The sequence below is a fragment of the Pseudomonas rhodesiae genome (assembly GCF_013285305.1).
GTDB classification, from domain to species: Bacteria; Pseudomonadota; Gammaproteobacteria; order Pseudomonadales; family Pseudomonadaceae; genus Aquipseudomonas; species Aquipseudomonas rhodesiae.
On sequence record NZ_CP054205.1, the window covers coordinates 3,153,660 to 3,178,056 of the forward strand.

The following is a 24,397-nucleotide window of genomic DNA, read 5'->3' on the forward strand; positions in this document are numbered from 1 at the left end:
TCTTAAAACCGGCGAACAGGCGTGAATCAGTACGCCTTGCCAGTCTTGTAGAAGTGCTCGTAGCAGAAGTTGGTGGCTTCGATGTAGCCTTCCGCGCCGCCGCAGTCGAAACGCTGGCCCTTGAACTTGTAGGCAATCACGCAGCCGTCTTTGGCTTGCTTCAACAGAGCGTCGGTGATTTGGATCTCACCGCCCTTGCCTGGCTCGGTTTCTTCGATCAACTTGAAGATGTCCGGGGTCAGGATGTAGCGACCGATGATCGCCAGGTTCGATGGAGCATCTTCCGGTGCAGGTTTCTCGACCATGTCGCGTACGCGGATCAGGCCATCACCAATGTCATCACCGGCGATCACGCCGTACTTATTGGTTTCGGTCGGGTTCACTTCCATCACAGCAACGATGGTGCAACGGTATTTCTGGTACAGCTTGACCATCTGGGTCAGTACGCCGTCGCCTTCCAGGTTTACGCACAGGTCGTCCGCCAGTACCACGGCGAACGGTTCGTCACCGATCAGCGGACGGCCGGTCAGAATCGCGTGGCCGAGGCCTTTCATTTGCGTCTGGCGGGTGTAGGAGAACGAGCACTCGTCCAGCAGCTTACGGATGCCGACCAGGTATTTTTCCTTGTCGGTGCCCTTGATCTGATTTTCCAGCTCGTAGCTGATGTCGAAGTGGTCTTCCAGGGCGCGCTTACCGCGACCGGTCACAATGGAGATTTCATTCAGACCGGCATCCAGAGCTTCTTCCACACCGTACTGAATCAGTGGCTTGTTCACCACCGGCAGCATCTCTTTGGGCATGGCCTTGGTCGCTGGCAAGAAGCGAGTGCCGTAACCGGCTGCTGGGAACAAGCATTTCTTGATCATATGGGTCCTTACAAAGGGCTATGCGTACGGAATTCGGCGCAGTCTAATCAGGCCGCAGCCACCTTACAATGGGTCCTGCTGGCGTTGCGATGTCATCATAGAGAAAAAATCTCAGCGTAAGTTCCACTTATCTTACAAACAGCACTGCCGTTACTTCGGCAAAAATACCCACTGCTTATTGTTTCAATCTGCTGAAGCCTTTTTATCACGCTGGCGCGCTGGAACATTGACCTGGATTAACTTGCCCTGAACCCTGACATTTGGCGCTATCATTGCGGCCTTGAACCAGACCACGAGATTGTTAATAGATGTCAGAACCCAAAGGTGTGAACGGCTACCTGATTACCCAGCGCGCGGACGGCTGGCATTTGATCAACTTCCACGGCGACAGCGTCGCTGGCACCTTCGCCACCGAACGTGAGGCGATCGCAGTGGCCGAAGTGTTCGTGGATGAGGCCGGCCACGCTTCGAGCAAGCGCCCGAAAGGCAAGTAAGCGTCAGCCTTCACCTATGAAGCCCCTGAGAATGGGGCTTTTTTGTGTTTGTCTGTACGCAGATGGCAGTTCGCTATAATCTTCGCCAAACGCCCCACGACAGTGTCAGCGCTCCCCTCCTACACCCTTAATGACGAACACTTATGAACAAGATTCTGGCACTTACTGCGGCACTGGCACTCGCCGGCTGCACCACCACCTCGGACGTCTACCTGAAAAACGGCGAACAAGGCCTGACCATTGATTGTTCCGGCGAAGCCAATTCCTGGGCCAGCTGTTACGAAAAGGCCGACGCTTCATGTGCAGGCACCGGCTACCGTATTGTCGGCACCGAAGGCACGCCGTCACTCAAGGAAAGCGAGAAAACCCTGGGCCAGGACGTTGGCAACTACAAAAGCCGCAGCGTCGTCGTGGTGTGCAAATAAGCGTCGGCGCTTACAGCTGAATGTCGGCGAACTTGATGCCCAGGCCGCGAATGGTCTCGATCAGATCGTCCAGGCGCTGGAACGACTCCACTTCGTCCTGATCGTCCACCAGGAAAAAACTGCGTCCACCGCTTTTTTTGAAGAAAACGATCCACTCGCCGAGGTCGGCAGGATTCTGGATGACATGGGTGGCCGAGATCTGACCCTCGGCATGGCGGGCTCTGACATCTTCACGTTTCATAACTGGCTTCCAGAAAAGACAAATACCGCGCGAACCCGGGCTCGCACGGCATTTTTGCATTGAATAGTCGACAGTCTAACGGATGCCCTGCCCGATCAGCACGCCCTCTACGGTTTGGCCATACAAATTGACGCCGTCGTTGGCGTGGAACTTCAGTCGGGTCTTTTCCACCGAGCCGTCCACCAGGCGCGGATCCTGCGGCCGTTCGTGGCTGTTGACGTAGGCCGCCACATCCCAGGCCTGCTGGTCGCTCAAACTGCCGCCTTTACCCAGTGGCATATTGTGTTTGATAAACGACGCGGCCGTATTGATGCGGTGCATGCCCGCGCCCCAGTTGTAGGAATCCTTACCCCATAGCGGTGGCATCGCATAGTCGTCACCTACCTTTTGCCCTTGGCCTTGCGGCCCATGACACACCGCACACTGCTCTCCATAGACCTGTGCGCCCCGAGCCAAGCTGTAACCGTCTGCCGGTTGCGCTACCTCTGGGTACCCGCGCCCCGGCAGCTCGACGCCCAGCGGCGCTTTACTGGCCAGCCAATAGGAATATACCGATAAAGCGGTGATTTCCGGGCTGTCGGCGGCCGGCGGGGTGCCGCCGTTCATGCTGAATTGGAAACAGCCCTGCAACCGCTCGGCGTAGGTGTTGACCTTGTCGTTCTTCTTTCTATACGCCGGATACATAGGATACGCCGCCCACAACGGCGCCGAGTTGGCCAGGCGGCCCTGGTTGAGATGGCAATTGCTGCAATTGAGGCCGTTGCCGACAAACTGCGGGGCCAGACGTTTGGTGTCGACGAACAAGGCATATCCCTGCCTGACCGACTTGCCATAGGCATTGTCGGGCAAGTCTTTCTCCGCCGGAGGCTGGAACACGCTGGCTGACGATTCGACCGAATGGGGCACTAACTGGGATTGGTCTTCCATGGCGATGGTTGCGGCATGGCTTGGCAGGACCATCAACAGCCCGACAGCGGGAGTGATCAGATGCGCCTTCATGGCTTAGCCTCCACGTTCAATGACGCGAAGTACTGAGCCACACCCTGGACTTCCTCGGCGGTCAGTGACTTGGCGATGTGCCCCATCAGATCATTGGCATCGTTGCGGCGAGTGCCGTTCTGCCAGGCGCTCAACTGCGCAGCCAGATAAGCCGCAGGCTGGCCGGCCAGTGGCGGGAACGCGTCACCGATGCCGCTGCCGGCCGGACCGTGACAACTGACGCACGCAGGAATCTGTCGCTCCCACGCGCCTTGCCAGGCAAGTTGCTGCGCGGCTGTGGTCGGCATTTCGCTGCGGTGCAGCGCAGCCGGTGCTGGCGCTGGCATCGCGGCGATGGCTTGGCTCAGTGCGTCCACCTCCGCCGGTGTCAGGGCAATTGCCAGCGGGCGCATCACCGGGTTGCTGCGGCTACCGCTTTTGAAATCTTCCAGCTGCTTGCGTACATAGGCCGCCGGCAGCCCCGCCAACCGCGGGAAACCAGCCGCCGCCATGCCTGAACCATCCGCACCATGGCAAGCCACACAGGGCATGGCGCCCGGCTGCGCACCGCCTTCCATAAAAATTTTCTTACCATCCAGCGCCTGGGCGTTATCCATCAGCAAAAGCAGCGCGCTACTCATCAGCACTCGTTGCAGAGCTTTCATCACGACTCCGTTTTTATTGTTAATGAGTTGATGCAATTACGGCATAAACCTTACAAAGCGTAGGGCAATGACCCTGCTTCCACAACATTAACGCCGAGAATAAAAAAGCCTGACACTGCAGCGGCAGGGCCAGGCTTTTATCGGATTCGAAGTCTGATGATGAGACTCAAAGGATCAGCCGGAGATGCAGTCCTCACCGGCTTTTTTCACATCGCCCGGACGAATCGGCACATTCGACATGCTCTCGTAGAGCTTGATGCTGCTGCCGCTGGAGCGTTCCTCAATTTCAAAAATCGCCGATGGGTCGGCCGAGAACTTCTGCGGCACGATCACCCTGACACCTTCCTTGTGCGGCTCGATCTGCGGTGGCCGACGGGTAGTGGAGAGTTTCTGCACAACACATGCGGCGTATTCCTGCGGCTTCTTACCGGAAATCACTGCCAACGTTGGCGGGGTCTGCTTGATGTCTGCAACCGAAGCACATCCACCCAACGCCAAGGCCAGAACCAACACACTCCACTTCATATAAAAACCTCCGATAAAGACCCTACGACAGCGGGGATGGTAAATTTCTCCCGGACACGTAGGATTTATCCCTGATCACACGGTAAATAACTGTTTTAAATTGTCGACGCCGTTGAAGACGGGCCGATAATAAACGCGCTGGGGCTGATAAACTCCATCTTAACCTACGTATCATTCTGATTTTTCAGAAAAAGCCCTTCTGGAGACACTCCCATGAAATTTATCCACCAGCGCGAGCACCTCAACGAGGGAGATATTGTCGTCATCGAATGCTCGCAAACCTGCAATATCCGTCTGATGAGCGACGCGAACTTTCGCAGCTTCAAAAACGGCGGCCGCCACACTTACCATGGCGGTGCGTTCGACAAATTCCCTGCGAAGATCACCGCGCCGAGCACCGGTTTCTGGAACATCACCCTGGATGTGGTCACCCGCCGCGCCATCAGCGTGACCCGCAAACCTGCGCTGTCCCACAAGATTCGTATCGTGCGTCGTACCAGCTCCAAGCTGAGCTGATCCGCCCTTCCACAGGAAATAACCGTGACTGCCACCACCAAATACGTGATCAAGTACAAGCTCAACGGCGAGCGCCGCTTCGAGTTTGCCCACCTGCACAGCAACGACTTGGAAGAAGCCAAGCAAGCTTTGGCGAAAATTCACGGGGCCAGTGATGAAATTACCGACATCACTGTGAGCAAGGCGCTCTAAGCCCATGCCCGGCCCCACTGCGGACCTGTTCGCCGACCACGCCTTGCAGCAACCCGCAGGGCGTGAGCAGATCGGCGAACAGTCCTACGTGCTAAGGGGTTATGCCCTGCCTTGGATTGATCGTCTTCTGCCAGAACTGCGCCGCGTGTTGGCGCAAGCACCGTTTCGCCAAATGGTTACCCCCGGTGGCTTTACCATGTCGGCAGCGTTGAGCAGTTGCGGTGACCTGGGCTGGACCACCGACACCACCGGCTATCGCTACACCCCCTTCGACCCGCGCACCCAACAGCCTTGGCCCGCCTTGCCCGAAGCCTTGCGGGCATTGGCTGTAGAGGCGGCGGCCGAGGCCGGTTTCGCCGCCTTCGCCCCCGACGCCTGCCTGATCAACCGCTATGTGGCCGGGGCCAAGATGTCGCTGCACCAGGACAAAAACGAGCGCGATTACGCAGCGCCCGTGGTGTCAATATCCCTGGGCCTGCCGGCGATCTTCCTGTTCGGTGGCCATGCCCGTGCAGACAAACCGCAGAAAGTCTCGCTGTTCCATGGTGATGTGGTGGTCTGGGGCGGGGTGGACCGCCTGCGCTTTCATGGGGTGATGCCGATCAAAGACGGGGTGCATCCGGTGATGGGCCCGCAACGCATCAATCTGACGCTACGCACCGCCGGTTGATTTGACCGCAAGCTTCGGAGTGTCAGGCGGTCTCGGCGCGGTTAATCTGACCGGGATCCGTCAAGAGTGCCAAGCATGACTATCGAACAAGATCCCCGCTGGGCTGCCATTGTGGCCCGTGACAGCAACGCCGATGGGTCGTTTGTGTATGGCGTTAAGACCACCGGTGTCTATTGCCGCCCCAGCAGCGCCTCGCGGCTGCCGCGCCCGGAGAATATTGAGTTTTTCGACACCCCGGCGCAGGCCGAAGCCGCCGGCTATCGCCCCAGCAAACGCGCGAGCGGCGACCGGACACAACTGGCCGCCCACCATTCACAATTGGTGGCCGATGCGTGCCGGCATATCGAGCAGGCCGCCACTGCGCCGAGCCTCAATACCCTCGCTGACCGAGCCGGTCTGAGCCCGTTCCATTTCCATCGCGTTTTCAGGGCCGTGACGGGCCTGACGCCCAAGGGCTACGCCAATGCCCATCGGTCCCGCAAAGTGCGCGACGGGCTTAAGGGCCAGCATTCCGTGACGGCTGCGCTGTACGACGCCGGTTTTAATTCCAACAGTCGTTTTTATGAAGCGGCCGATCAGGTGCTTGGCATGAAACCCAGCGACTACAAGGCCGGCGGCGCTCACAACGCTATTTGGTTCGCCGTCGGGCAGTGCTCGCTGGGGGCGATTTTGGTGGCGCAGAGCAGTCGAGGCGTCTGTGCGATCCTGCTGGGTGACGACCCCGAACAACTGCTGCGCGACCTGCAAGACCAATTCCCCAAGGCCGAACTGGTGGGCGCCGATGGCCCATTCGAAAGGTTGGTGGCCCAGGTCGTCGGCTTTGTCGAGGCGCCCGCGCTGGGCCTGGATTTGCCGTTGGACCTGCGTGGCACCGCGTTTCAGGAGCGTGTGTGGCAAGCCTTGCGGGATATCCCAGTGGGCAGCACCGCCAGTTATGCGCAGATCGCCCAGCGCATCGGCGCCCCCAAGTCGTTTCGTGCCGTGGCCCAGGCGTGCGGCGCTAACAGCCTTGCGGTGGCAATCCCTTGCCATCGGGTGGTGCGCAGCGACGGCGAGCTGTCCGGCTACCGCTGGGGCGTTGCGCGCAAGCAGGCATTGCTTGAGCGCGAACGTAACGGCAAAAGCTGATAGCCCTGCACGAAACGTCCACAGCGTCCAGTGAATAAAACAGACTGGCCGCGTGGCATACGCCCTGCTAAAAACAGCGAAACCACTGACCTTCGCTGGAGACCCATCCATGAGCACCTGGCCTGACACACGGATTCTCGACTTGCTCGGCATCGAGGTACCCATCATCCAGGCGCCCATGGCCGTCGGCACCACGCCCGCCATGGTGATTGCCGCCAACCAGGCAGGCGCGTTGGGCTCGTTGCCCGCGGCCGCGCTGAGTATCGAGCAGCTGCGTGAAAGCCTCAGCGTCATCCGTGCAGCCAGCAACCGGCCAATTAACGTGAACTTCTTCTGCCATCAGCCGCCAGCGCCGGACGACGCTCGCGACCAACGCTGGAAAGCCCTGCTGCAACCGTTCTACCGCGAACTGGGCGCCGATTTCGAGGCGCCGACGCCGGTGTCCAACCGTGCGCCGTTCAACGACGAGGCGTGTCAGGTGGTAGAAGCGTTCCGTCCCGAGGTCGTCAGTTTCCACTTCGGGCTGCCGGAAAAAGCCCTGTTGGATCGGGTCAAAGCCACGGGAGCCAAGGTGCTGTCGTCGGCCACCACGGTGGAAGAAGCCCTATGGCTAGAGGCCCACGGGTGCGATGCGATCATCGCCATGGGCATCGAGGCTGGAGGTCACCGGGGCATGTTCCTTAGCGATGACCTCAACACTCAGATCGGCCTGATGGCGCTGGTGCCGCAGATCGTCGACGCCGTCAGCGTGCCGGTGATCGCCGCGGGCGGTATCGGCGACGCGCGGGGCATCGTCGCGGCGTTCGCCCTGGGCGCCTCGGCGGTGCAGGTCGGCACGGCGTACCTGTTTACCCCCGAAGCCAATGTGAGCGCGGCCCATCACTATGCGTTGCGCCACGCCCAGGCCAGTGAAACCGCCTTGACCAACCTGTTCACCGGCCGCCCGGCGCGAGGCATCGTCAATCGAGTCATGCGCGAATTGGGCGCGATGAATCCAGCCGCGCCGGCATTTCCCCGCGCCGGCGGCGCCTTGATGCCGCTCAAAGCCAAGGATGAAGGCGGCTTCAGCAACCTGTGGTCAGGCCAGGCCTTGCGTCTGGGCCGTGACATCGGCACCTATGGACTGACGCGTCAATTGGCCGAGCAGGCGCTGGCCAAACTCACGTAATCCGTTGCGGCAACGTTGCACTGTACCGGCAGTGGCCAACCGCTATATAGTCCCGTACATAGCGATTACTCACGCCGTGCATTCCAAGGAGCTGCTTCATGCTGATTCATGCCTCACGCCTGGCCGTCCTGGCTACCGCCCTCGTGTTCGGCTCGGCCCACGCCGATGAAGTCCAAGTGGCGGTGGCGGCCAATTTCACCGCACCGATCCAGGCGCTGGCCGCCAGCTTCGAACAGGACACCGGCCATAAACTGGTCGCGTCCTACGGTGCCACCGGCCAGTTCTACACCCAGATCAAGAACGGCGCGCCCTTTGAAGTGTTCCTCAGCGCCGACGACAGCACCCCACAGAAACTCGAAAACGAAGGCGATACAGTCAAAGGCTCGCGCTTCACCTACGCCGTGGGTACCTTGGCGCTGTGGTCGCCTCAAGCTGGCTATGTCGATGCCAACGGTGAGGTGTTAAAACGCAATCAGTTCAAGCACTTGTCCATCGCCAACCCCAAAGCCGCGCCCTATGGCCTGGCCGCCACCCAGGTATTGGCCAAACAGGGCCTGAGCGACCAGGTCAAGGACAAGCTCGTCGAAGGCCAGAACATCACCCAGGCCTATCAGTTCGTTTCCACTGGCAACGCCGAGCTGGGCTTTGTGGCCTTGTCGCAGATCTATAAAGACGGCAAAGTCACCCGCGGTTCGGCGTGGATCGTCCCCGCGGCCTTGCATGACCCGATCAAACAGGACGCGGTGATCCTCAACAAAGGCAAAGACAGCGCCGCTGCCAAAGCGCTGGTCGAATACCTCAAAGGGCCGAAAGCCGCTGCCGTTATCAAATCCTACGGTTACGAGCTGTAAATGCCCCTATCGAGTGCCGACTTTTCCGCGATCTGGTTGACCATCAAACTGGCATCACTGACCACCGTGATCCTGCTGGTCATCGGCACTCCGATTGCCCTGTGGCTGTCACGTACGCGCTCCTGGTGGCGCGGGCCGGTGGGGGCGATCGTCGCCCTGCCCCTGGTGCTGCCACCGACGGTGATCGGCTTTTACCTGCTGCTGAGCATGGGGCCCAACGGTTACTTCGGCCAGTTCACCCAGTGGCTGGGGCTGGGCACCCTGACATTCAGCTTCGCCGGGCTCGTGATTGGTTCGGTGATCTATTCCCTGCCGTTTGTGGTGCAGCCGTTGCAGAACGCTTTTTCGGCCATCGGCACGCGGCCTTTGGAAGTCGCTGCAACACTGCGCGCCGGGCCGTGGGACACGTTCTTCAGCGTCATCCTGCCCCTGGCGCGGCCAGGGTTTGTCACCGCTTCCATTCTGGGTTTTGCCCACACCGTGGGTGAATTCGGTGTGGTGCTGATGATCGGCGGCAATATTCCGGACAAGACGCGCGTGGTGTCGGTGCAGATCTATGACCATGTCGAAGCCATGGAATACGCCCAGGCCCATTGGCTGGCCGGCGCCATGGTGGTGTTCGCCTTCTTTGTGTTGCTGGCGCTCTACTCCAGCCGTAAAACCAACATGGGCTGGAACTGATATCGATGATGGAAATACGCCTGCAACTGTCGTACTCCGGCTTTGCCCTCGATGTGGACCTGCACCTGCCCGGGCGCGGCGTCACTGCGCTGTACGGGCATTCCGGCTCGGGCAAGACCACTTGCCTGCGCTGCATCGCCGGGTTGGAGCGGGCCCGCGACGGCTTTGTGCGGATCAACGATGAGGTCTGGCAAGACAGCCGCAGCGGCCTATTCGTACCACCGCACCAGCGTCCTTTGGGGTATGTGTTCCAGGAAGCGAGCCTGTTTGCGCATTTGTCGGTGCGCGCCAACCTGGCATTCGGCCTCAAGCGCACACCGCGCGCGCGACGGCGGGTGGACATGGCTCAGGCCACCGAACTGCTGGGCATCGGCCACTTGCTCGAACGTCACCCGCAGCACCTGTCCGGCGGCGAGCGCCAGCGCATCGGCATCGCCCGCGCTCTGCTTACCAGCCCGCGCTTACTGCTGATGGATGAGCCCCTGGCGGCCCTCGACAGCCAGCGCAAAAGCGAAATCCTGCCGTACCTGGAACGCCTGCACGACGAGTTGGACATCCCGGTGCTGTACGTCAGCCATGCCCAGGATGAGGTGGCGCGCCTGGCCGATCACATCGTGCTGCTCAGCGACGGCAAGGCCTTGGCCAGCGGTCCCATCGGCGACACGCTGGCACGCCTGGACCTGCCCCTGGCGCGTGGCGATGAAGCGGGTGTGGTGATCGACGGCGTGGTCACTGCCTACGATGCGCACTACCAATTACTCACGTTGCAGTTGCCGGGCAGCGCCTCGACCATGCGCGTGGCCCACGCACCGCTGGGCGTCGGCCAGGCCCTGCGGGTCAAGGTGCAGGCTCGTGACGTGAGCCTCAGCCTGCAGGCCGAAGAACACAGCAGCATCCTCAACCGTTTGCCAGTGACCGTTACCGAGGAAATCGCCGCGGACAATAGCGCCCATGTACTGGTGCGCCTGGACGCCGGTGGCACACCGTTACTGGCGCGCATCACACGGTTTTCCCGCGATCAGTTGCAATTGCATCCCGGCCAGGCTCTGTGGGCGCAGATCAAGGCCGTGGCGGTGCTGGCCTAGCAAACCTTTTGGCACGACCGCACACAGCTGCGGTCCATCAGACATACCGGCCTGATTTTGTTGCCAAGGAACCTGACCCATGCCCGACTCCGCGCTGCCCGCCGACCTGCCTCGCGACTTGCATTACGTTGATGACACCCAACCGGGCATTCGCCGCAAGAAAGTGCGCGGCAAATTCCAGTACTTCGACCCCAAGGGCGAACGCATCACCGATGCCGAAGAGATCCATCGTCTCAACGCCCTGGCAGTGCCACCGGCCTACACCGACGTGTGGATCTGCGCCGACCCGCGCGGCCACCTGCAAGCCACCGGCCGCGACGCCCGTGGGCGCAAGCAATACCGCTACCACACGCGCTGGCGCGAAGTGCGCGACACCGACAAGTACGCGCGCTTGCAAGCCTTCGGCAATGCCCTGCCAAAACTGCGCAAGCAGCTGGAAGCACAACTGGCCGAGCCCGGTTTCACCCGCGAGAAAGTCCTGGCTACCGTGGTGATGTTGCTGGACGCCACCCTGATCCGCGTCGGCAATACCCAATACGCCCGCGACAACAAATCCTATGGCTTGACCACCCTGCGCAACCGTCATGTGGACGTCAAAGGCAGCGAAATCCAATTCCAGTTTCGCGGCAAGAGCGGCGTCGAGCACCAGCTCAGCGTGAAGGACCGCCGCCTGGCAAATGTGGTGAAACGCTGCATGGAATTGCCGGGACAGAACCTGTTCCAGTACTTGGACGAGAACGGCGAGCGCCACACGGTCAGCTCTCATGATGTGAATGCCTATCTGCACAGCCTCACCGGCGAAGACTTCACCGCCAAGGACTACCGCACCTGGGCCGGCACCGCCATGGCGTTGGCGGTGCTGCGCGAGTTGGAGTGGCAGCCCGAATCCGATGCCAAGCGCCATGTGGTGTCGATGGTCAAGGATGTCGCCAAACAGCTGGGCAATACTCCGGCGGTGTGCCGCAAGTGTTACATCCACCCGGCGGTGCTGGAGCATTTCAGCCTTGGCGAGTTGTCGAAATTGCCCAAGCCGCGAGTGCGCAAAGGCTTGAAAGCCGAGGAAGTTGCACTGGCGATGTTCCTGGAACGACTGGCGGCCGACTTGCCGCAAAAGGCCAAGGCAGGGTAGGCTCTGCCGCCCTCCTGTTCTCTAGGACGACCGCCGACGTGAACCACTAAGCCTTCCAAAATGTATCCGCAACCAGCGCCACGCGCGCTAGTTGGCCTGTCCGACATTTTTTTGGAGGTGCTGATGACTCTCGTCAAACGGCTGCCCGCAATGATTTCCCTGCAACACGTTACCTTCCAGTTCGCCAATGGCGAAACCTTGCTGGCTGACGTGAACCTGTGCATCGATCACACCTCCACCGGTATTGTGGGACGCAATGGCCGTGGCAAAAGCGTGCTCGCGCAATTGATCGCCGGGGTGCTTGTGCCGTCATCCGGCTCGATCTCCCGCTCGGCCAGCGCGGTCTATGTGCCGCAACGGGTGGTGGTCAATCCGGGAATGAGCGTTGCCGATCTTAGCGGCACTGCCAACGTGCTGGCAGCGCTGGAACGCATGGCTGCGGGCGCGGCGCACATCGACGATTTTGACCTGATCGACAATCGCTGGGATCTGCCCGAACGGCTGCGTGCGGCCCTGGATGAAGCCGGCCTGGCGTCACTGGCGGCGGATTCATCAGCCGAACAACTCAGTGGCGGCCAACTGGCGCGGGTAGTGCTGATCGGCGCCCTGTTGGCGTCGCCACAGGTGCTGGTACTCGACGAGCCCACCAACCACCTCGACAGCGATGGCCGCGCCTGGCTGATGCGAGCGCTGGGCCAGTGGCGCGGCGGCTTGGTGGTGGTCAGTCACGATCGGCCATTGCTCGATAGCCTGGGGCGCATCGTCGAAGTGTCGCCCCTCGGTCTTCACGTCTATGGCGGTAATTACGAGACTTATCGCCGGCAACGCGACGCCGAGCAACAGGCCGCCGTCGCGGCATTGGAACAGGCGCGCCTGGAGCGCAGTCGCGAACGCCGTCGCCTACAAAAGGATCACGATACACTGCAACGCAATGCCGCCCGTGCTCACCAGCACGCACAAACCGCGAATGTGGACCGGTTTACCCAGGCGCGCTGGAAGCGCACTGCCAGCGAAGTGGTCAGCAGCGTGCGCAGTGAGCAATACGCGCGTAAACAACAACTGGATACTCAGGTCCGCCAAGCCCATGAGCGCGTGGAGGAACAGTCGCCGACATTGATCCCCTTGCCGGCGTCGACGGTGCCTAAGGGGCGTCTGGTGCTGAGGTTGGTGGATGCACGCCTACCATGGTTGCATACACCCGCACTGACGCTCAGTTTGATGGGCCCCGTGCGAGTAATCGTGCAGGGCCCTAACGGTTGCGGTAAATCCACCTTGCTCAAAGTGCTGGCGGGCGATTCCCACCCAGTCAGCGGTGAGTGTTGGGTGCCGGTGCCCACCGCCTACATCGATCAGCAACTGGCCTTTCTGGAGGACCAACGTTCGGTTATCGAGCACCTCAATCTGCTCGAAACGCCGCTGGCCGAAGGCGAGCTGCGTACTCGCCTGGCTTTGCTGCAACTGAACGCCGTGCGTGTGACTCAGCCGGTCGCGCAGCTCAGCGGTGGCGAGCGTTTAAAGGCCGCGATGGCGATTGCCCTGTGGCGTGAAATCCCGGCGCAATTATTGCTGCTGGACGAACCGACCAACCACTTGGACCTGGAGTCGGTGCTTGCCTTCGAACAGGCGTTGCAAGGGTTTGCCGGCGCATTGGTGGTGGTATCCCATGACGAGGCGTTTATCCAGGCCATCGGCCCGACCCATCGGTTGCAGTGGACATCCACAGGATGGTGCCTGGAAGCTGTCTGAGATCATTGCGCGTAAGGTCAAAGCGTCCTACCGTAGTGGCCGGATAATCTCACCGAGGAACCCGCGTCCATGCTGCCTGCGCCCCGCAAACCGTACGCCAACGCTGCACTGGCTCATCGACGCTTATGGCGAGGCCGCATCGGCATGATGCTGGTGGGCAGCTTATCGGTGCTGGCGGGTATGACGGATGCCATTGGCTTTATGGCCAGCGGCGACTTCGTTTCGTTCATGAGCGGTAACACCACGCGCCTGGCGGTGGCTATCGGCGCCGGCGACCACAGCCTGACCGTACGGCTACTGTTGCTGGTCGCCACCTTTGTTCTGGGGAACGCGCTGGGGATTGTGGTCAGCCGATTCAGCCGGCGCCACGCCCTGCCGCTGCTGCTGTATATCGCTGCGCTGCTGTGCTGCGGCGCCTTTTGGCCATTCGAAGACATGTTGCCCGCGCTACTGGCTGCCATCGTGGCCATGGGCATGCTTAACGCGGCGGTCGAGGAAGTGAATGGTCTGCCGGTGGGCCTGACCTATGTGACCGGCGCACTTTCGCGTTTCGGTCGCGGGCTGGGCCGTTGGCTGCTGGGCGAACGTCGCAGCGGTTGGAGGGTGCAACTGATCCCATGGGGCGGCATGTTTGTCGGCGCCGTGATCGGTGCAGTGTTGCAGCAGCACATGGGCCTGCGCGCGCTGTGGGTCAGCGCTGCATTGGCGGCGGTGTTGGGGTTGGTGTCGTTGAAGATCCCGCGGCGTTGGCACTTGGGCTACATGCCACGCTGATCAAGGAGGGATGCTCGCCCGGCGCGACGGCCTCGACGTCCGTGTACCGGTAAAGAGCCATCACCCCGGGCGAGCGAGGTGAATCATAAGCCAATGCCCAAAGCCTGTCCCGCCGGGCGTTTCCGAATATGACTAAGGCAAGGGACTACAGACAAGTCGCCAGTGCGGCCAAGCGACGCTTGGCGGGCATCGTATCTTCGGCGGCGTAGTACTTGACGCTGGAACCTGCGCCGACGCTCTGAATGTCGACGAAGTAATCGCCGCCAGTGGTGTACACGGTGAAACCACCTGCCTCGCTCGGTTCCTTGAAGCCACCGGCGTCCACGCCGAACACACTTTCATCCTGCCAGCCGAACTGAATGCACTCGGCAACCACCAGTGTGGCCTTGTCCGATGCCAGGGTTTTGTAGGGTGCGCCGGTGCGTGCCTCGTTCATCTTCGAACCCGCGCAACCGCTCAGTACCGCCAGTGCCAGTGCGCCCAATACCACGTTCCGCATGCCATCGCTTCCTTGGAAAAAACGCGACTCTACCATTTACGGGCACCCGCCAAAGACTATTACGTTGCTCTGATGGTGCCTGATCGAGGCTGGAGTGGCATCGGCACAAACATGGCACTATGATGCCGCGGTCGGCTTCACTGATGAGGCCGACCGGTTATTTTCTACAAGGAAGCGTCATGAAAGATTTCGTTATCAGCGTTAACAACACGGTTTTGTACATCGCCCTGGCCTTCGTCTGGTTGATCGGTCTGGTGTCGATGTTCAGCGCCAGCTTCCTGTCGGGCCTGGCGGTGCTGGTAGGGGGAACGTTGACGTGGTGCATCATTTCCGGCTTCTGGTTCGTCCAGTCGGCCACCTACGAAGAGCTGCGCAAGCTCAACGCAAAAAACTGATGCCCTGAAGCGGCCCCGATTGGGGCCGCTTTGCTTTGGCAGGATAAATTTATTTTCACTGTGATACGCGCCGTAGCCACCTACACTGGCCTGGCTCATTTTTATGAAGTCTTCCTTCTGCCCGCTCTCCCGCGGGCTTTTTTTCGCCTGGGTTTTACAGCCACCAGCGCAGCAAATAGAACACCGCCATACTCAGCAACACGGTGAGCAACACATTGCGCGTCCAGACCATTAACCCCACCGCGCAGAGGCCGGCGAGCAAATACGGATTGGTCGGGCTCAGGTTGAGGTGATGGTCGGCCAGGAAAATAATCGGCCCGCAGATCGCCGTCAGCATGCCCGGCACCGCAAACCCTAGAAACTCTCGCGCACCGCGATTAAGGCGCACCGGCAGACGCGGCTCAATAAACAGATAGCGGTTGAAGAACACCACCAGGCCCATGGCCACAATCATCAGGTAAATCATCGTTGCCCTACCCCCAGTCGCTTACAGGCAAACCCGGCGCTCATGCCCAGCAAACCCGACACCACCACGGCCGACTCCCACTGCAAAAAACTCAGCCAGACCGAGCACAGCAACGCCACCGCCACGCACACCACCGTCGGTACATCGCGCACCACCGGGGTTATCAACGCGATGAAGGTCGCGGCAATCGAAAATTCGAGCCCTAGCTGGTCCAGGCCCGGAATGCTCTTGCCCAGCACAATGCCGGCCAGGGTGAACAGGTTCCAGATGATATAGAAGGTCAGCCCCACGCCCAGGGCGTACCAGCGATTGAAGGTCTGGCGGTCATAGTGGCTGACCAACGCGAAGAACTCATCGGTCAGCAAGAACCCCAGGCTGATACGCCAGCGGGTACTTAAAGGAGAAAGCACTGGCCGCAGGTGCATGCCGTAGAGCAAATGCTGAGAGGTCAGCAGCAAGGTGGTCAGTACGATCGATATCAGGCTGGCGCCACTTTTGACCATACCGATGGCCACCAACTGCGCAGCGCCGGCGAACACGATGGTCGACAGCCCCTGGGCTTGCAACGGGGTGAATTGCGCATCGATGGCCATGGAGCCGGCGAGCAGCCCCCACGGCGCGCAGGCCAGGGATAACGGAATGACGGCGATCGCACCGCGCGCGAACGCATAACGGGGTAAGGCAGCAGGCATAAAAACGGCTCATCGACGGACAGTCGCCAAGCATGCCAGCGCGCCGAGGCGCCTGTCTTGAACGATATTGCTCAGGCGAGCTTCACGGACACCTGTTCCACCGAATCCCGCGCTTCGCGCAATTCGTAGGCATCTTGGTTGAGCCGGTGAATGGTGTTGAGCAAGCGTTGACGCAACACCTCGTCGCCGAGTTTTTCCACGGCGCGCATCAGATCGAACGCCGCGGTTTCGTTATTTTCCGCGACGGAATCCAGGGTTTTGCGCAGGTTGCGAGTGGCTCGGGTCACGCGGGGTCTTCCTTCATCTGCAATGGGGAGGCACTCTAAGACATGAGTGTTTCATTTTAATTTCAAACACTTGTGGTTGATCTTCACGAACTTGATCCACATCAATCGAAACAAGATTTGACCGAAACATATGGAAATACGTATATTCGAATAAACGTATATGCGAATGGAACCATGTCAGACCTCCTGTCTCCTCCCGAACTGTTCAAATGCCTGGCCGACGCTACCCGTGCCCGCCTGACGTTGTTGATCCTGCGCGAAGGCGAACTTTGCGTGTGCGAACTGATCCATGCTCTGGGCGACAGTCAGCCGAAAATTTCCCGTCACCTTGCGCAATTGCGCAGCGGCGGGTTGCTGGTCGACCGTCGCCAAGGCCAGTGGATCTACTACCGTCTCAATCCGGCACTGCCCGACTGGGTGCATCAGGTGCTGACCACTACGTTGCAAGCCAACCAGCCATGGTTGCACGACGACGCGCAGCGTCTGGGTGCAATGGGCGACAGACCACAACGGGCCAGCAACTGCTGCTGAGCCATCGGAGCGTTAATTCATGCTTGTCGCAATCGCCATTTTTCTGTTCACCATCGTGCTGGTTATCTGGCAACCCAAAGGCCTCGGCGTCGGCTGGAGCGCCAGCCTCGGTGCGATCCTGGCCTTGGCCTGCGGTGTCATCAGCCTGGCGGATATCCCGGTGGTGTGGCACATCATCTGGAACGCCACCGGTACCTTTGTTGCGTTGATCATCATCAGCCTGTTGCTCGATGAGGCCGGCTTCTTCGCCTGGGCCGCCTTGCATGTGGCGCGGTGGGGCCGTGGGCGCGGCCGACGTCTGTTTGCGTATATGGTCCTGCTCGGTGCGCTGGTGTCGGCGCTGTTCGCCAACGACGGCGCGGCACTGATCCTTACGCCCATCGTGATGTCGATGCTGTTGGCACTGCGCTTTTCGCCGGCGGCGACCCTGGCGTTCGTGATGGGTGCGGGCTTTATTGCCGACACCGCGAGCCTGCCGTTGGTGGTATCGAACCTGGTGAATATCGTTTCGGCCGACTACTTCAAGATCGGTTTCAACCGATACGCGGCGGTGATGGTGCCGGTCAACCTGGTCAGCGTCGCGGCTACGCTGGCGGTGCTGCTGTGGTTTTTCCGCCGGGATATTCCCCAGAGCTACGACCCGGCCGACCTGGATGAGCCCGTCAGCGCGATCCACGACCGCGCCACGTTTCGCGCCGGCTGGTGGGTGCTGGGCATTCTGCTGGTCGGCTGTTTTGCCCTGGAACCGTTGGGCATTCCCATCAGCGCGATTTCCGCCGTGTGCGCCGTGCTCCTGCTGGTAATCGCCGCCAAGGGCCACAAAATCTCCACACGCAAAGTGCTCAAAGAAGCACCGTGGCAGATCGTGATTTTTTCCCTGGGCATGTATCTGGTGGTCTATGGCCTGCGCAATGCCGGTCTCACTACTTACCTGGCCACCTGGCTCGATACCTTCGCCACCTATGGCGTGTGGGGTGCGGCCATGGGCACGGGGGTACTGACGGCACTGCTGTCATCGGCGATGAATAACCTGCCGACGGTGCTGATCGGCGCGCTGTCCATCGAGTCCAGCCATGCAGTGGGCGTAGTCAAGGACGCGATGGTCTACGCCAACGTGATCGGCAGCGATCTCGGCCCGAAAATCACCCCAATCGGCAGCCTGGCCACGTTGCTGTGGCTGCATATCCTGGCGCGCAAAGGCATCACCATCACCTGGGGTTACTACTTCAAAGTCGGCATTGTGCTGACCTTGCCAGTGCTGCTGATCACCCTCGCCGCCCTCGCCTTGCGCTTGAGTGTCTGAAGGAGCCGTTTCATGAAAGTCCTGTTTATGTGTACCGCCAACAGCTGTCGCAGCATCTTGTCCGAAGCCGTGTTCAACCACCTGGCGCCGGCAGGTTTCCAAGCGGTCAGTTCCGGCAGCTTTCCCAAAGGCCAAGTGCTGCCCCGCAGCCTGAGCACGCTGCAAGCAGCCGGTATCAGCACCGAGGGTTTGTACAGCAAGGGCAACGACGCCTTCGAAGACAGCCCGCCGGACCTGGTGATCACCGTGTGCGACAAGGCCGCTGGCGAAGCCTGCCCGGTGTACTTCGGTCCGGCAATGAAAACCCATTGGGGGTTGGAGGACCCGTCCGACGTCCACGGTGATGACGCACGCCTCAATGCCGCCTTCCAGGCCACCCTGGAAACCATCGAAAGCCGTTGCCGGGCGTTTTTTGCATTGCCGTTCGAGCGTTTGTGCCCGGCAGAACTGAAGGTTGAACTGGAGCGCATTGCGCAACTGTGACAGGAGCAAACAATGAGCACGCTGCCGAATCTCGACGCTGGCCTTTCCCCCCCTCTTCACACTGGGCCGACCCCCGCGCCGCGTATCTTGCTGCTCTACGGCTCGACGCGCCCACGCTCGTTCAGCCGCTTGCTGGTGGAGGAAGCTGCACGCTTGCTGGAGCATTTCGGTGCTGAGACCCAGATATTCAACCCCAGCGGTTTGCCGCTGCCGGACGATGCTCCCAGCGACCACCCCAAGGTCCAGGAATTGCTGACGCTGATGCAGTGGTCCGAGGGCCAGGTATGGTGCTCGCCCGAGCGGCACGGTTCGATGAGCGCGGTATTCAAGGCGCAAATCGACTGGGTTCCCCTGGCACTGGGCGCCGTGCGCCCCACCCAGGGCAAGACTCTGGCGGTGATGCAAGTGTCCGGCGGTTCGCAGTCGTTCAACACCGTCAACCAACTGCGCGTCCTGGGCCGCTGGATGCGCATGTTCACCATCCCCAATCAATCCTCGGTGCCCAAGGCGTTTCTGGAATTCGATGAACACGACCGCATGAAGCCTTCGGCGTTGTATGACCGCGTTGTGGATGTGATGGAGGAACTGGTGAAGTTCACGGTGCTGCTGCGCGATCGCCCGGACCTCGTCGACCGCTACTCGGAACGCAAGGAAAGTGCCGACGAGTTATCGCAGCGGGTCAATCAACGGTCGATCTGAACGACCGGGCCCGGTTATGCTCACAAGCTTGCGTTTTCTACCGAGTCGATTGAATGAACGACATGCACCACGCCTGGCTGGGCAGCTACGAAATCAGCAGTACGCACTGCACGGGCTTGAACTTCGCCCGCCACAGCCACGACGAGTGCGTGATCGGCGTGAATCTTATCGGCGAGGAAAACGTGTGGCTCGACCGGCGTGAGTTTGTCGCCGGACCGGGCAGCATCACCCTGTACAACCCCGGACAAATCCAGGGCGGCGGCGCGGCTGACGGTGCGCCTTGGCAATTTGTCAGCCTGTATGCCACGGCGGATCAGCTGGCCCACGACCTGGGGCTGGCGTACGTGGAATTCGATCGCGCCGTGTGCTTTCAGCCAGCCCTTGCCCAGCGCCTGGCGGCTGCGGTGCACGGCGCCTTGAGTACCGATGCGCTGATACGGGAATTGAACGAGGACGCCCTGGTCCTGGCGCTCGCCGAGGTGGTCAGCCTCAGCGGCGTGCGCCTGCCCAGCGCCACGGCCCCCGGTAACAGCCTGATCAGCCGTGCACAGGAATTGCTCGCCGAGCAGTTGCATCAGGCGCTGCCGCTGGAACAGTTGGGCGATGAGCTGGGGCTGTCCAAATTCCATCTGCTGCGCACCTTCCAGAAAGAAACGGGCCTCAGCCCGCGCCAATGGGCCATGCAACTGCGCACCCGTCGTGCCAAAGGTTTACTGCGCAACGGTGTATCGGCCGGCCAGGTCGCCCATGACCTGGGCTTCGCCGATCAGAGCCACCTCAACCGGCATTTTCGCGCCGCCTATGGCATCACGCCGGGGCGCTACCAAAACGTGCTGCAGCGCTGAACAACGCAATCTGATCCAAGACACCTGTGCGACGCGGCGGCACACTGCCGACCATCACTGGATGAGAACGCGGGCATGCTGACGATTTTTCTTTACGCACTGGTATTCGGTTTTGTCTTTTGCCTCTCTCCCGGTGCGGTGCTGGCCGAGACCCTGCGCCGTGGCTTGCTGCACGGGTTCACCCCGGCGTTGCTGGTGCAAGTCGGCTCGCTGGTGGGCGATGCGGTATGGGCAGTGATCGGTCTAACCGGCATTGCGCTGTTGATCCAGCATGATGCCGTGCGTGTGCCCCTGACGGTGATCTGCGCGTTGTACCTGGCCTGGCTCGGCGTGCGCAGCCTGCTGGATGCCTGGCGCTTGCCGGCCATGGACAATGCCCCGGCCGGCTCCGGGCAGAGTGCGCTGGCAGTGGGCGCGGCGATCTCGCTGGCCAACCCGAAAAACATTGTGTACTGGGGCGCGCTGGGCAGCGCCTTGTCTGGCATCGTCGGCGCCACGCCGAGCCATGGGCAGACGCTGATGTTCTTTGCCGGGTTTATGCTCGCCTCGGTGTTGTCGTGTTTCTTGACCGCCGCGCTGGTCAACCTGATGCGCAAGCATGCCTCGGCGCGATGGCACCGCATCAGTTATGCCACGTGCGGGCTGGTTTTGATCTATCTGGCCGTACTCGCTGCGCAGGGTATTTGAAGCGGTTGCGTCCAAGCGTCCGATGATGCGGGCACGCTGCTCAAGCACTATGATGGCTCGGTCCTCCACCCCCGGGCATGGCACATGAACCGCATCGAACATTTCACACTCTTGGCCACCTACAACCAGTGGATGAACCGCAAGGTCTACGCCGCCGCCGGCAGGCTGAGCGACGCTGACTTACGCATGGACCGTCACGCGTTCTTCGGTTCGATCTTCGGCACCCTCAACCACCTGATCCTGGGCGACACCGTGTGGCTCAAACGCTTTGCCGAGCACCCTGCCGACTACCCGGCGCTGGCCCCGTTGAGCAGCGTCGCCCTGCCCCCGGACCTCAAACAACTGGCCTTCGCCGACCTGCATGAATTGTCCGCACGGCGCGCCTGGCTGGACCAGATGATTATCGACTGGGCTCACAGCCTGACCGAGAGCGACCTCGATCAGCGCCTGCACTACCACAATATGCGCGGCGTTGGCGCCAACAAACCATTCGCCAGTCTCATCGTGCATTTTTTCAATCACCAGACCCACCACCGAGGCCAGGTAACCACCCTGCTGACCCAGGCGGGCCAGGATGTGGGCGACACCGACCTGCTGGCGCTGATCGACTGAGATCAGTGCGAGGTCAGCTCGGCATAGGCCTGCATCAAGCGTGGAAAGTCCTCGGGCGCGGGCAATTGCGCGAAGCTTTCGACCGCCGGCGTGAGCGCCCACGGCAGCTTTTCACAGGTCCAGGTCTCCATGAACGGCGCAAAATCGGCCGCGCTGTCCAACATCGTTGCCCGCACGTTAACGAAGCCGCCGATGCCATGGGGGCGCGTAAATAACCAACTCATACAGTGGGGGCAGCAGTAATGGCGGTCCGCGCCGTGCAGGCCACCGATCACCGGGGAACCTTGGGTGACGGTAAACGCATCCGCGGTGAATAGCGCACTCAAAGAGAACGCACTGGCGCTCATCTTTTGGCAGCCGGTGCAATGACAGGCCATGGTCATCACCGGTGCATGGGCCACGCGCAAACGCACGCGATTACAGCGGCAACCGCCTTCTCGTGGCAGGTCTTCGATACGCATCACACTCTCCTGTTTATGATGGGACGCGCCAGCGTAGCGGTATTCGCGCCACTCTGCAGCCTCGGGTGCGGCGCCCAACCTGGCTGAGTACCGTATACGCAAATAATCCCGCGTCTCCATCATTCCTCCATAAAACCTCCCATGAAAGCGCACGCATGTGCTGCACAGTAGGCTTCGTCGCCCCGTGGTAATTGGCCATACTGCGACCATCGAACCGCACCACCGAGCCGACCATGACTGAATCGCACCTGACTTCGACACCAGCGGACTTCGCCACTCAATCCCAGGCTCTGGTATTGATCGCCGAAGACGAGCCGCAAATCGCCGACATCCTCGCCGCTTACCTCAAGCGCAGTGGCTTTCAGACCGTCCATGCCCTGGATGGGCGGCGCGCGCTGGAGCTGCATCAAGCCCTCAAGCCCGACCTGGTGCTGCTGGACGTGTTGATGCCACAACTGGATGGCTGGATGGTACTGGCCGAGATCCGCCACCGTGGCAACACCCCGGTGATCATGCTGACCGCACAGGACCAGGACATGGACAAGTTGATGGGGCTACGCATCGGCGCCGACGACTACATCGTCAAACCCTTCAACCCCGCCGAGGTGGTGGCCAGGACCCAGGCAGTCCTGCGCCGCTCCCGCGACCAGGGCTATGGCAGCGGCCAGCGCGTGTTACGGGTGGAGGGTTTTGAAATCGACGTCGACAGCCATGAAGTCAGCGTGCGAATCGGCACACGACAGCACGCATTAAGCCTGACCGCGACGGAATTCCGCTTGTTGGCGCAGTTGGCCAAAGCCCCCAGGCGCGTATTCAGTCGCGCCGAGTTGCTTGCGCTGTGCTCGCCCGAGAGCGATAGCCTGGAGCGTACGGTGGACAGCCATATCAGCAAATTGCGCCGCAAGATCGAAGACCTGGGCCTGCAAGGTGTGCCTGCGAGCATCCGCGGGGTGGGTTACCGGTTCGGGAGCCAGCCATGAGGACCGCCAATAGCTTGAGCCGGCAGATTATTCTGTCGATGTCTGCCGTGGTGCTCTGCGTGATCGCCCTCGCGGTCGTCGGCTCCTATGTGTTCTACGCGCTGCTCTGGATGTTCTGGCCACCCACGGATATCGATGTGGACGAGTGGCTGCCAACCGGGGTCGAGTGGCTCTGGATGGGATTGGTTACCGCGATCAGCCTGGCAGTGGGGGCGGTGGTGGCGATCAAATTGTCCCGGCGCATTCTGATGCCGTTGAACTCGGTGGCGGCCAGCCTTCGCCGCCTTGCCGACGGCGACCTGGATGCCCGGGCGACGGCGTCCGATCGCGCATTGGCCGAGGCCGGCGTGCTAGTGGATGACTTCAACAGCATGGCCGCACGTTTGAAGCGCATGGCCCAAGAGCAGTCATTCTGGAATGCCGCGATTGCCCATGAACTACGCACCCCGCTGACTATCCTGCGCGGTCGCCTGCAAGGGTTGGCCGAAGGGGTCTTTCCTCCGGATCAAGCACAATTCTACAGCCTGCTGGGCCAGGTCGAGGGCCTGACCCGACTGATCGAAGACCTGCGGGTCGTGGGCCTGGCAGACAATGGTTACCTGGATGTGCATATCCAACGGGCCGACTTGGCTGACGAGATCGAGGCTGACGCGCGTCTGTTCGAACCGGGCCTGCAAGCCTGCGGATTCACCCTGCATATGGACCTGCTCAAGCAACCGGTGCATTGCGACCCCGCACGCATACGTCAGGCCCTGCTAGCCATGCTCGACAACCTCAAGCGGCACGCCACTCCAGGCACCGTCACGGTGAGCCTGGGCAGCCTGGACGGCGTCAATACCTTGAGCGTCGCGGATGCAGGGCCGGGCATCGACGAAGCGTTCGCCGCGCATATCTTCGAGCCATTCCAGCGTGGGGAAAGCTCTCGCTCCCGTGCCCAGGGCGGCAGCGGCCTGGGCCTGGCGGTGGTGCGCGCCATTGCCATGGCCCACGAGGGCCGCGTGACCTGCCGCAATCTTGAGGGTGGCGGCAGCCTGTTCGAACTGACGTGGCCAGAACGACCGGTCGCTATCTGAAACCCAACCTCCCCAGGTGCAGGCATGTGTTTTTTTGTCCTCGGATTCAAGGGCGTTGAACGCTATCGCCATTTCGCCTTACTGGACACACAAGGACGCTGTATCGCTTTTAAAAGCTGCGAAGGAACGCCCCAGAACGGCAAATGGGTGCAAGTCAAACATATCAATCTGGCCTGGCTGAACCGCGTGTTGCCTGCGCAGGCGCTGACCGGGCCACCTACACCACCGTTGTAATTCACCCACGGATTGC

Annotated in this window: 34 protein-coding genes; 24 read left to right on the forward strand and 10 right to left on the reverse strand. The window is 60.9% G+C overall.

The window, feature by feature from the left end; genetic code table 11:
- Positions 1–26: 26 nt before the first annotated feature.
- Positions 27–866: a UTP--glucose-1-phosphate uridylyltransferase GalU gene (gene galU / locus HRH33_RS14260; protein WP_003173830.1), complete on the reverse strand. Its 840-nt coding sequence runs from the start codon at positions 864–866 to the stop codon at positions 27–29.
- A gap of 308 nt (positions 867–1,174) precedes the next feature.
- Here galU and HRH33_RS14265 point away from each other — a divergent pair, with 308 nt between their 5' ends.
- Together HRH33_RS14265 and HRH33_RS14270 are read left to right on the forward strand one after the other, a co-directional pair.
- Positions 1,175–1,360 (forward strand): hypothetical protein, encoded by a 186-nt coding sequence (locus HRH33_RS14265; RefSeq protein ID WP_016969599.1) that lies wholly within the window; start codon positions 1,175–1,177, stop codon positions 1,358–1,360.
- Positions 1,361–1,503: 143 nt separating this feature from the next.
- Entirely contained in the window at positions 1,504–1,785 is a 282-nt protein-coding gene (locus HRH33_RS14270) for a hypothetical protein (protein ID WP_034098001.1), read from the forward strand.
- A 10-nt stretch (positions 1,786–1,795) separates the two neighbouring features.
- On the opposite strand, the gene HRH33_RS14275 is transcribed toward HRH33_RS14270, so the two are convergent.
- The 4 genes from HRH33_RS14275 to HRH33_RS14290 form a co-directional block, all read right to left on the reverse strand.
- Entirely contained in the window at positions 1,796–2,026 is a 231-nt protein-coding gene (locus tag HRH33_RS14275; protein ID WP_034098003.1) for a hypothetical protein, read from the reverse strand.
- Between the two features lie 75 nt (positions 2,027–2,101).
- Positions 2,102–3,025 (reverse strand): c-type cytochrome, encoded by a 924-nt coding sequence (locus HRH33_RS14280; RefSeq protein ID WP_167417133.1) that lies wholly within the window; start codon positions 3,023–3,025, stop codon positions 2,102–2,104.
- Positions 3,022–3,669 carry a c-type cytochrome gene (locus HRH33_RS14285; RefSeq protein WP_167417132.1) on the reverse strand — a complete coding sequence of 216 codons (648 nt, stop codon included), beginning with the start codon at positions 3,667–3,669 and terminating at the stop codon, positions 3,022–3,024. Before HRH33_RS14285 ends, HRH33_RS14280 begins: the two co-directional genes overlap by 4 nt.
- A gap of 174 nt (positions 3,670–3,843) precedes the next feature.
- Positions 3,844–4,194, reverse strand: a complete 351-nt coding sequence (locus tag HRH33_RS14290) for a hypothetical protein (RefSeq protein WP_034098008.1) — start codon at positions 4,192–4,194, stop codon at positions 3,844–3,846.
- 213 nt (positions 4,195–4,407) lie between these two features.
- Here HRH33_RS14290 and HRH33_RS14295 point away from each other — a divergent pair, with 213 nt between their 5' ends.
- From HRH33_RS14295 to HRH33_RS14345, 11 genes are all read left to right on the forward strand, one after another.
- On the forward strand, positions 4,408–4,710 hold the full coding sequence (locus tag HRH33_RS14295; protein WP_003191319.1) for a DUF1883 domain-containing protein: 303 nt from the start codon (positions 4,408–4,410) through the stop codon (positions 4,708–4,710).
- 24 nt (positions 4,711–4,734) lie between these two features.
- Positions 4,735–4,902 (forward strand): hypothetical protein, encoded by a 168-nt coding sequence (locus HRH33_RS14300; RefSeq protein ID WP_094065762.1) that lies wholly within the window; start codon positions 4,735–4,737, stop codon positions 4,900–4,902.
- Positions 4,903–4,906: 4 nt separating this feature from the next.
- Positions 4,907–5,572, forward strand: a complete 666-nt coding sequence (gene alkB / locus HRH33_RS14305) for a DNA oxidative demethylase AlkB (protein WP_040268404.1) — start codon at positions 4,907–4,909, stop codon at positions 5,570–5,572.
- A gap of 75 nt (positions 5,573–5,647) precedes the next feature.
- Positions 5,648–6,700, forward strand: coding sequence for a bifunctional DNA-binding transcriptional regulator/O6-methylguanine-DNA methyltransferase Ada (ada, locus tag HRH33_RS14310; protein WP_167417131.1), 1,053 nt, complete (start codon positions 5,648–5,650; stop codon positions 6,698–6,700).
- 109 nt (positions 6,701–6,809) lie between these two features.
- On the forward strand, positions 6,810–7,868 hold the full coding sequence (locus tag HRH33_RS14315) for an NAD(P)H-dependent flavin oxidoreductase (RefSeq protein WP_167417130.1): 1,059 nt from the start codon (positions 6,810–6,812) through the stop codon (positions 7,866–7,868).
- A gap of 98 nt (positions 7,869–7,966) precedes the next feature.
- Positions 7,967–8,719 (forward strand): molybdate ABC transporter substrate-binding protein, encoded by a 753-nt coding sequence (gene modA, locus HRH33_RS14320; RefSeq protein WP_034138041.1) that lies wholly within the window; start codon positions 7,967–7,969, stop codon positions 8,717–8,719.
- Positions 8,720–9,400, forward strand: coding sequence for a molybdate ABC transporter permease subunit (gene modB, locus HRH33_RS14325; RefSeq protein WP_034138040.1), 681 nt, complete (start codon positions 8,720–8,722; stop codon positions 9,398–9,400).
- A 5-nt stretch (positions 9,401–9,405) separates the two neighbouring features.
- Positions 9,406–10,485: a molybdenum ABC transporter ATP-binding protein gene (gene modC / locus HRH33_RS14330; RefSeq protein WP_167417129.1), complete on the forward strand. Its 1,080-nt coding sequence runs from the start codon at positions 9,406–9,408 to the stop codon at positions 10,483–10,485.
- A 79-nt stretch (positions 10,486–10,564) separates the two neighbouring features.
- Complete coding sequence (locus tag HRH33_RS14335; protein WP_167417128.1) at positions 10,565–11,614, forward strand: DNA topoisomerase IB; 1,050 nt, start codon at positions 10,565–10,567, stop codon at positions 11,612–11,614.
- A 123-nt stretch (positions 11,615–11,737) separates the two neighbouring features.
- Entirely contained in the window at positions 11,738–13,360 is a 1,623-nt protein-coding gene (locus HRH33_RS14340) for an ATP-binding cassette domain-containing protein (RefSeq protein ID WP_167417127.1), read from the forward strand.
- A 69-nt stretch (positions 13,361–13,429) separates the two neighbouring features.
- Positions 13,430–14,134, forward strand: coding sequence for a YoaK family protein (locus HRH33_RS14345; RefSeq protein ID WP_034098022.1), 705 nt, complete (start codon positions 13,430–13,432; stop codon positions 14,132–14,134).
- Between the two features lie 145 nt (positions 14,135–14,279).
- On the opposite strand, the gene HRH33_RS14350 is transcribed toward HRH33_RS14345, so the two are convergent.
- Positions 14,280–14,633: a hypothetical protein gene (locus HRH33_RS14350; protein ID WP_034113797.1), complete on the reverse strand. Its 354-nt coding sequence runs from the start codon at positions 14,631–14,633 to the stop codon at positions 14,280–14,282.
- Positions 14,634–14,812: 179 nt separating this feature from the next.
- On the opposite strand from HRH33_RS14350, the gene HRH33_RS14355 reads away from it, so the two are divergent.
- The gene (locus tag HRH33_RS14355) at positions 14,813–15,028 is read left to right on the forward strand and encodes a hypothetical protein (protein ID WP_034098026.1); all 216 of its coding nucleotides are present in this window, start codon (positions 14,813–14,815) and stop codon (positions 15,026–15,028) included.
- 154 nt (positions 15,029–15,182) lie between these two features.
- Here HRH33_RS14355 and HRH33_RS14360 read toward each other — a convergent pair whose 3' ends face one another.
- The 3 genes from HRH33_RS14360 to HRH33_RS14370 form a co-directional block, all read right to left on the reverse strand.
- Entirely contained in the window at positions 15,183–15,494 is a 312-nt protein-coding gene (locus HRH33_RS14360) for an AzlD domain-containing protein (protein ID WP_034098028.1), read from the reverse strand.
- Entirely contained in the window at positions 15,491–16,186 is a 696-nt protein-coding gene (locus HRH33_RS14365; protein WP_047882167.1) for an AzlC family ABC transporter permease, read from the reverse strand. The genes HRH33_RS14360 and HRH33_RS14365 overlap by 4 nt, the downstream gene beginning before the upstream one ends.
- A 71-nt stretch (positions 16,187–16,257) precedes the next feature.
- Positions 16,258–16,473, reverse strand: a complete 216-nt coding sequence (locus HRH33_RS14370; RefSeq protein ID WP_003191339.1) for a hypothetical protein — start codon at positions 16,471–16,473, stop codon at positions 16,258–16,260.
- A 174-nt stretch (positions 16,474–16,647) separates the two neighbouring features.
- On the opposite strand from HRH33_RS14370, the gene HRH33_RS14375 reads away from it, so the two are divergent.
- The 7 genes from HRH33_RS14375 (at position 16,648) to HRH33_RS14405 (ending at position 21,633) form a co-directional block, all read left to right on the forward strand.
- Entirely contained in the window at positions 16,648–17,004 is a 357-nt protein-coding gene (locus tag HRH33_RS14375) for a metalloregulator ArsR/SmtB family transcription factor (protein ID WP_034098032.1), read from the forward strand.
- 19 nt (positions 17,005–17,023) lie between these two features.
- Positions 17,024–18,307: an arsenic transporter gene (locus HRH33_RS14380; protein WP_167417126.1), complete on the forward strand. Its 1,284-nt coding sequence runs from the start codon at positions 17,024–17,026 to the stop codon at positions 18,305–18,307.
- A 12-nt stretch (positions 18,308–18,319) separates the two neighbouring features.
- Positions 18,320–18,790 carry an arsenate reductase ArsC gene (locus tag HRH33_RS14385; RefSeq protein ID WP_167417125.1) on the forward strand — a complete coding sequence of 157 codons (471 nt, stop codon included), beginning with the start codon at positions 18,320–18,322 and terminating at the stop codon, positions 18,788–18,790.
- A 12-nt stretch (positions 18,791–18,802) separates the two neighbouring features.
- Complete coding sequence (gene arsH / locus HRH33_RS14390) at positions 18,803–19,489, forward strand: arsenical resistance protein ArsH (protein WP_167417124.1); 687 nt, start codon at positions 18,803–18,805, stop codon at positions 19,487–19,489.
- 53 nt (positions 19,490–19,542) lie between these two features.
- Positions 19,543–20,334, forward strand: a complete 792-nt coding sequence (locus HRH33_RS14395; protein ID WP_123479833.1) for an AraC family transcriptional regulator — start codon at positions 19,543–19,545, stop codon at positions 20,332–20,334.
- A 75-nt stretch (positions 20,335–20,409) separates the two neighbouring features.
- Positions 20,410–21,021 carry a LysE family transporter gene (locus HRH33_RS14400; protein WP_034098042.1) on the forward strand — a complete coding sequence of 204 codons (612 nt, stop codon included), beginning with the start codon at positions 20,410–20,412 and terminating at the stop codon, positions 21,019–21,021.
- Between the two features lie 84 nt (positions 21,022–21,105).
- Positions 21,106–21,633: a DinB family protein gene (locus HRH33_RS14405; protein ID WP_123479835.1), complete on the forward strand. Its 528-nt coding sequence runs from the start codon at positions 21,106–21,108 to the stop codon at positions 21,631–21,633.
- A 2-nt stretch (positions 21,634–21,635) separates the two neighbouring features.
- Here HRH33_RS14405 and HRH33_RS14410 read toward each other — a convergent pair whose 3' ends face one another.
- Positions 21,636–22,094, reverse strand: a complete 459-nt coding sequence (locus HRH33_RS14410; RefSeq protein ID WP_167417123.1) for a GFA family protein — start codon at positions 22,092–22,094, stop codon at positions 21,636–21,638.
- A gap of 233 nt (positions 22,095–22,327) precedes the next feature.
- Here HRH33_RS14410 and HRH33_RS14415 point away from each other — a divergent pair, with 233 nt between their 5' ends.
- Genes HRH33_RS14415 through HRH33_RS14425 form a run of 3 tightly spaced genes read left to right on the forward strand, consistent with a single transcriptional unit; the run spans position 22,328 to position 24,381 of the window.
- Complete coding sequence (locus tag HRH33_RS14415) at positions 22,328–23,074, forward strand: response regulator (protein WP_094065777.1); 747 nt, start codon at positions 22,328–22,330, stop codon at positions 23,072–23,074.
- The gene (locus tag HRH33_RS14420; RefSeq protein ID WP_167417122.1) at positions 23,071–24,147 is read left to right on the forward strand and encodes an ATP-binding protein; all 1,077 of its coding nucleotides are present in this window, start codon (positions 23,071–23,073) and stop codon (positions 24,145–24,147) included. Before HRH33_RS14415 ends, HRH33_RS14420 begins: the two co-directional genes overlap by 4 nt.
- Before the next feature lie 24 nt (positions 24,148–24,171).
- On the forward strand, positions 24,172–24,381 hold the full coding sequence (locus HRH33_RS14425) for a hypothetical protein (RefSeq protein WP_034138025.1): 210 nt from the start codon (positions 24,172–24,174) through the stop codon (positions 24,379–24,381).
- Positions 24,382–24,397: the final 16 nt, after the last annotated feature.

What these genes read in the sequence shown, in the direction of transcription:
- galU (WP_003173830.1), bottom strand. Translation starts at nt 866, where the DNA reads ATGATCAAGAAATGCTTGTTCCCAGCAGCCGGTTACGGCACTCGCTTC.
- HRH33_RS14265 (WP_016969599.1), top strand. Translation starts at nt 1,175, where the DNA reads ATGTCAGAACCCAAAGGTGTGAACGGCTACCTGATTACCCAGCGCGCG.
- HRH33_RS14270 (WP_034098001.1), top strand. Translation starts at nt 1,504, where the DNA reads ATGAACAAGATTCTGGCACTTACTGCGGCACTGGCACTCGCCGGCTGC.
- HRH33_RS14275 (WP_034098003.1), bottom strand. Translation starts at nt 2,026, where the DNA reads ATGAAACGTGAAGATGTCAGAGCCCGCCATGCCGAGGGTCAGATCTCG.
- HRH33_RS14280 (WP_167417133.1), bottom strand. Translation starts at nt 3,025, where the DNA reads ATGAAGGCGCATCTGATCACTCCCGCTGTCGGGCTGTTGATGGTCCTG.
- HRH33_RS14285 (WP_167417132.1), bottom strand. Translation starts at nt 3,669, where the DNA reads ATGAAAGCTCTGCAACGAGTGCTGATGAGTAGCGCGCTGCTTTTGCTG.
- HRH33_RS14290 (WP_034098008.1), bottom strand. Translation starts at nt 4,194, where the DNA reads ATGAAGTGGAGTGTGTTGGTTCTGGCCTTGGCGTTGGGTGGATGTGCT.
- HRH33_RS14295 (WP_003191319.1), top strand. Translation starts at nt 4,408, where the DNA reads ATGAAATTTATCCACCAGCGCGAGCACCTCAACGAGGGAGATATTGTC.
- alkB (WP_040268404.1), top strand. Translation starts at nt 4,907, where the DNA reads ATGCCCGGCCCCACTGCGGACCTGTTCGCCGACCACGCCTTGCAGCAA.
- ada (WP_167417131.1), top strand. Translation starts at nt 5,648, where the DNA reads ATGACTATCGAACAAGATCCCCGCTGGGCTGCCATTGTGGCCCGTGAC.
- HRH33_RS14315 (WP_167417130.1), top strand. Translation starts at nt 6,810, where the DNA reads ATGAGCACCTGGCCTGACACACGGATTCTCGACTTGCTCGGCATCGAG.
- modA (WP_034138041.1), top strand. Translation starts at nt 7,967, where the DNA reads ATGCTGATTCATGCCTCACGCCTGGCCGTCCTGGCTACCGCCCTCGTG.
- modB (WP_034138040.1), top strand. Translation starts at nt 8,720, where the DNA reads ATGCCCCTATCGAGTGCCGACTTTTCCGCGATCTGGTTGACCATCAAA.
- modC (WP_167417129.1), top strand. Translation starts at nt 9,406, where the DNA reads ATGATGGAAATACGCCTGCAACTGTCGTACTCCGGCTTTGCCCTCGAT.
- HRH33_RS14335 (WP_167417128.1), top strand. Translation starts at nt 10,565, where the DNA reads ATGCCCGACTCCGCGCTGCCCGCCGACCTGCCTCGCGACTTGCATTAC.
- HRH33_RS14340 (WP_167417127.1), top strand. Translation starts at nt 11,738, where the DNA reads ATGACTCTCGTCAAACGGCTGCCCGCAATGATTTCCCTGCAACACGTT.
- HRH33_RS14345 (WP_034098022.1), top strand. Translation starts at nt 13,430, where the DNA reads ATGCTGCCTGCGCCCCGCAAACCGTACGCCAACGCTGCACTGGCTCAT.
- HRH33_RS14350 (WP_034113797.1), bottom strand. Translation starts at nt 14,633, where the DNA reads ATGCGGAACGTGGTATTGGGCGCACTGGCACTGGCGGTACTGAGCGGT.
- HRH33_RS14355 (WP_034098026.1), top strand. Translation starts at nt 14,813, where the DNA reads ATGAAAGATTTCGTTATCAGCGTTAACAACACGGTTTTGTACATCGCC.
- HRH33_RS14360 (WP_034098028.1), bottom strand. Translation starts at nt 15,494, where the DNA reads ATGATTTACCTGATGATTGTGGCCATGGGCCTGGTGGTGTTCTTCAAC.
- HRH33_RS14365 (WP_047882167.1), bottom strand. Translation starts at nt 16,186, where the DNA reads ATGCCTGCTGCCTTACCCCGTTATGCGTTCGCGCGCGGTGCGATCGCC.
- HRH33_RS14375 (WP_034098032.1), top strand. Translation starts at nt 16,648, where the DNA reads ATGTCAGACCTCCTGTCTCCTCCCGAACTGTTCAAATGCCTGGCCGAC.
- HRH33_RS14380 (WP_167417126.1), top strand. Translation starts at nt 17,024, where the DNA reads ATGCTTGTCGCAATCGCCATTTTTCTGTTCACCATCGTGCTGGTTATC.
- HRH33_RS14385 (WP_167417125.1), top strand. Translation starts at nt 18,320, where the DNA reads ATGAAAGTCCTGTTTATGTGTACCGCCAACAGCTGTCGCAGCATCTTG.
- arsH (WP_167417124.1), top strand. Translation starts at nt 18,803, where the DNA reads ATGAGCACGCTGCCGAATCTCGACGCTGGCCTTTCCCCCCCTCTTCAC.
- HRH33_RS14395 (WP_123479833.1), top strand. Translation starts at nt 19,543, where the DNA reads ATGAACGACATGCACCACGCCTGGCTGGGCAGCTACGAAATCAGCAGT.
- HRH33_RS14400 (WP_034098042.1), top strand. Translation starts at nt 20,410, where the DNA reads ATGCTGACGATTTTTCTTTACGCACTGGTATTCGGTTTTGTCTTTTGC.
- HRH33_RS14405 (WP_123479835.1), top strand. Translation starts at nt 21,106, where the DNA reads ATGAACCGCATCGAACATTTCACACTCTTGGCCACCTACAACCAGTGG.
- HRH33_RS14410 (WP_167417123.1), bottom strand. Translation starts at nt 22,094, where the DNA reads ATGCGTATCGAAGACCTGCCACGAGAAGGCGGTTGCCGCTGTAATCGC.
- HRH33_RS14415 (WP_094065777.1), top strand. Translation starts at nt 22,328, where the DNA reads ATGACTGAATCGCACCTGACTTCGACACCAGCGGACTTCGCCACTCAA.
- HRH33_RS14420 (WP_167417122.1), top strand. Translation starts at nt 23,071, where the DNA reads ATGAGGACCGCCAATAGCTTGAGCCGGCAGATTATTCTGTCGATGTCT.
- HRH33_RS14425 (WP_034138025.1), top strand. Translation starts at nt 24,172, where the DNA reads ATGTGTTTTTTTGTCCTCGGATTCAAGGGCGTTGAACGCTATCGCCAT.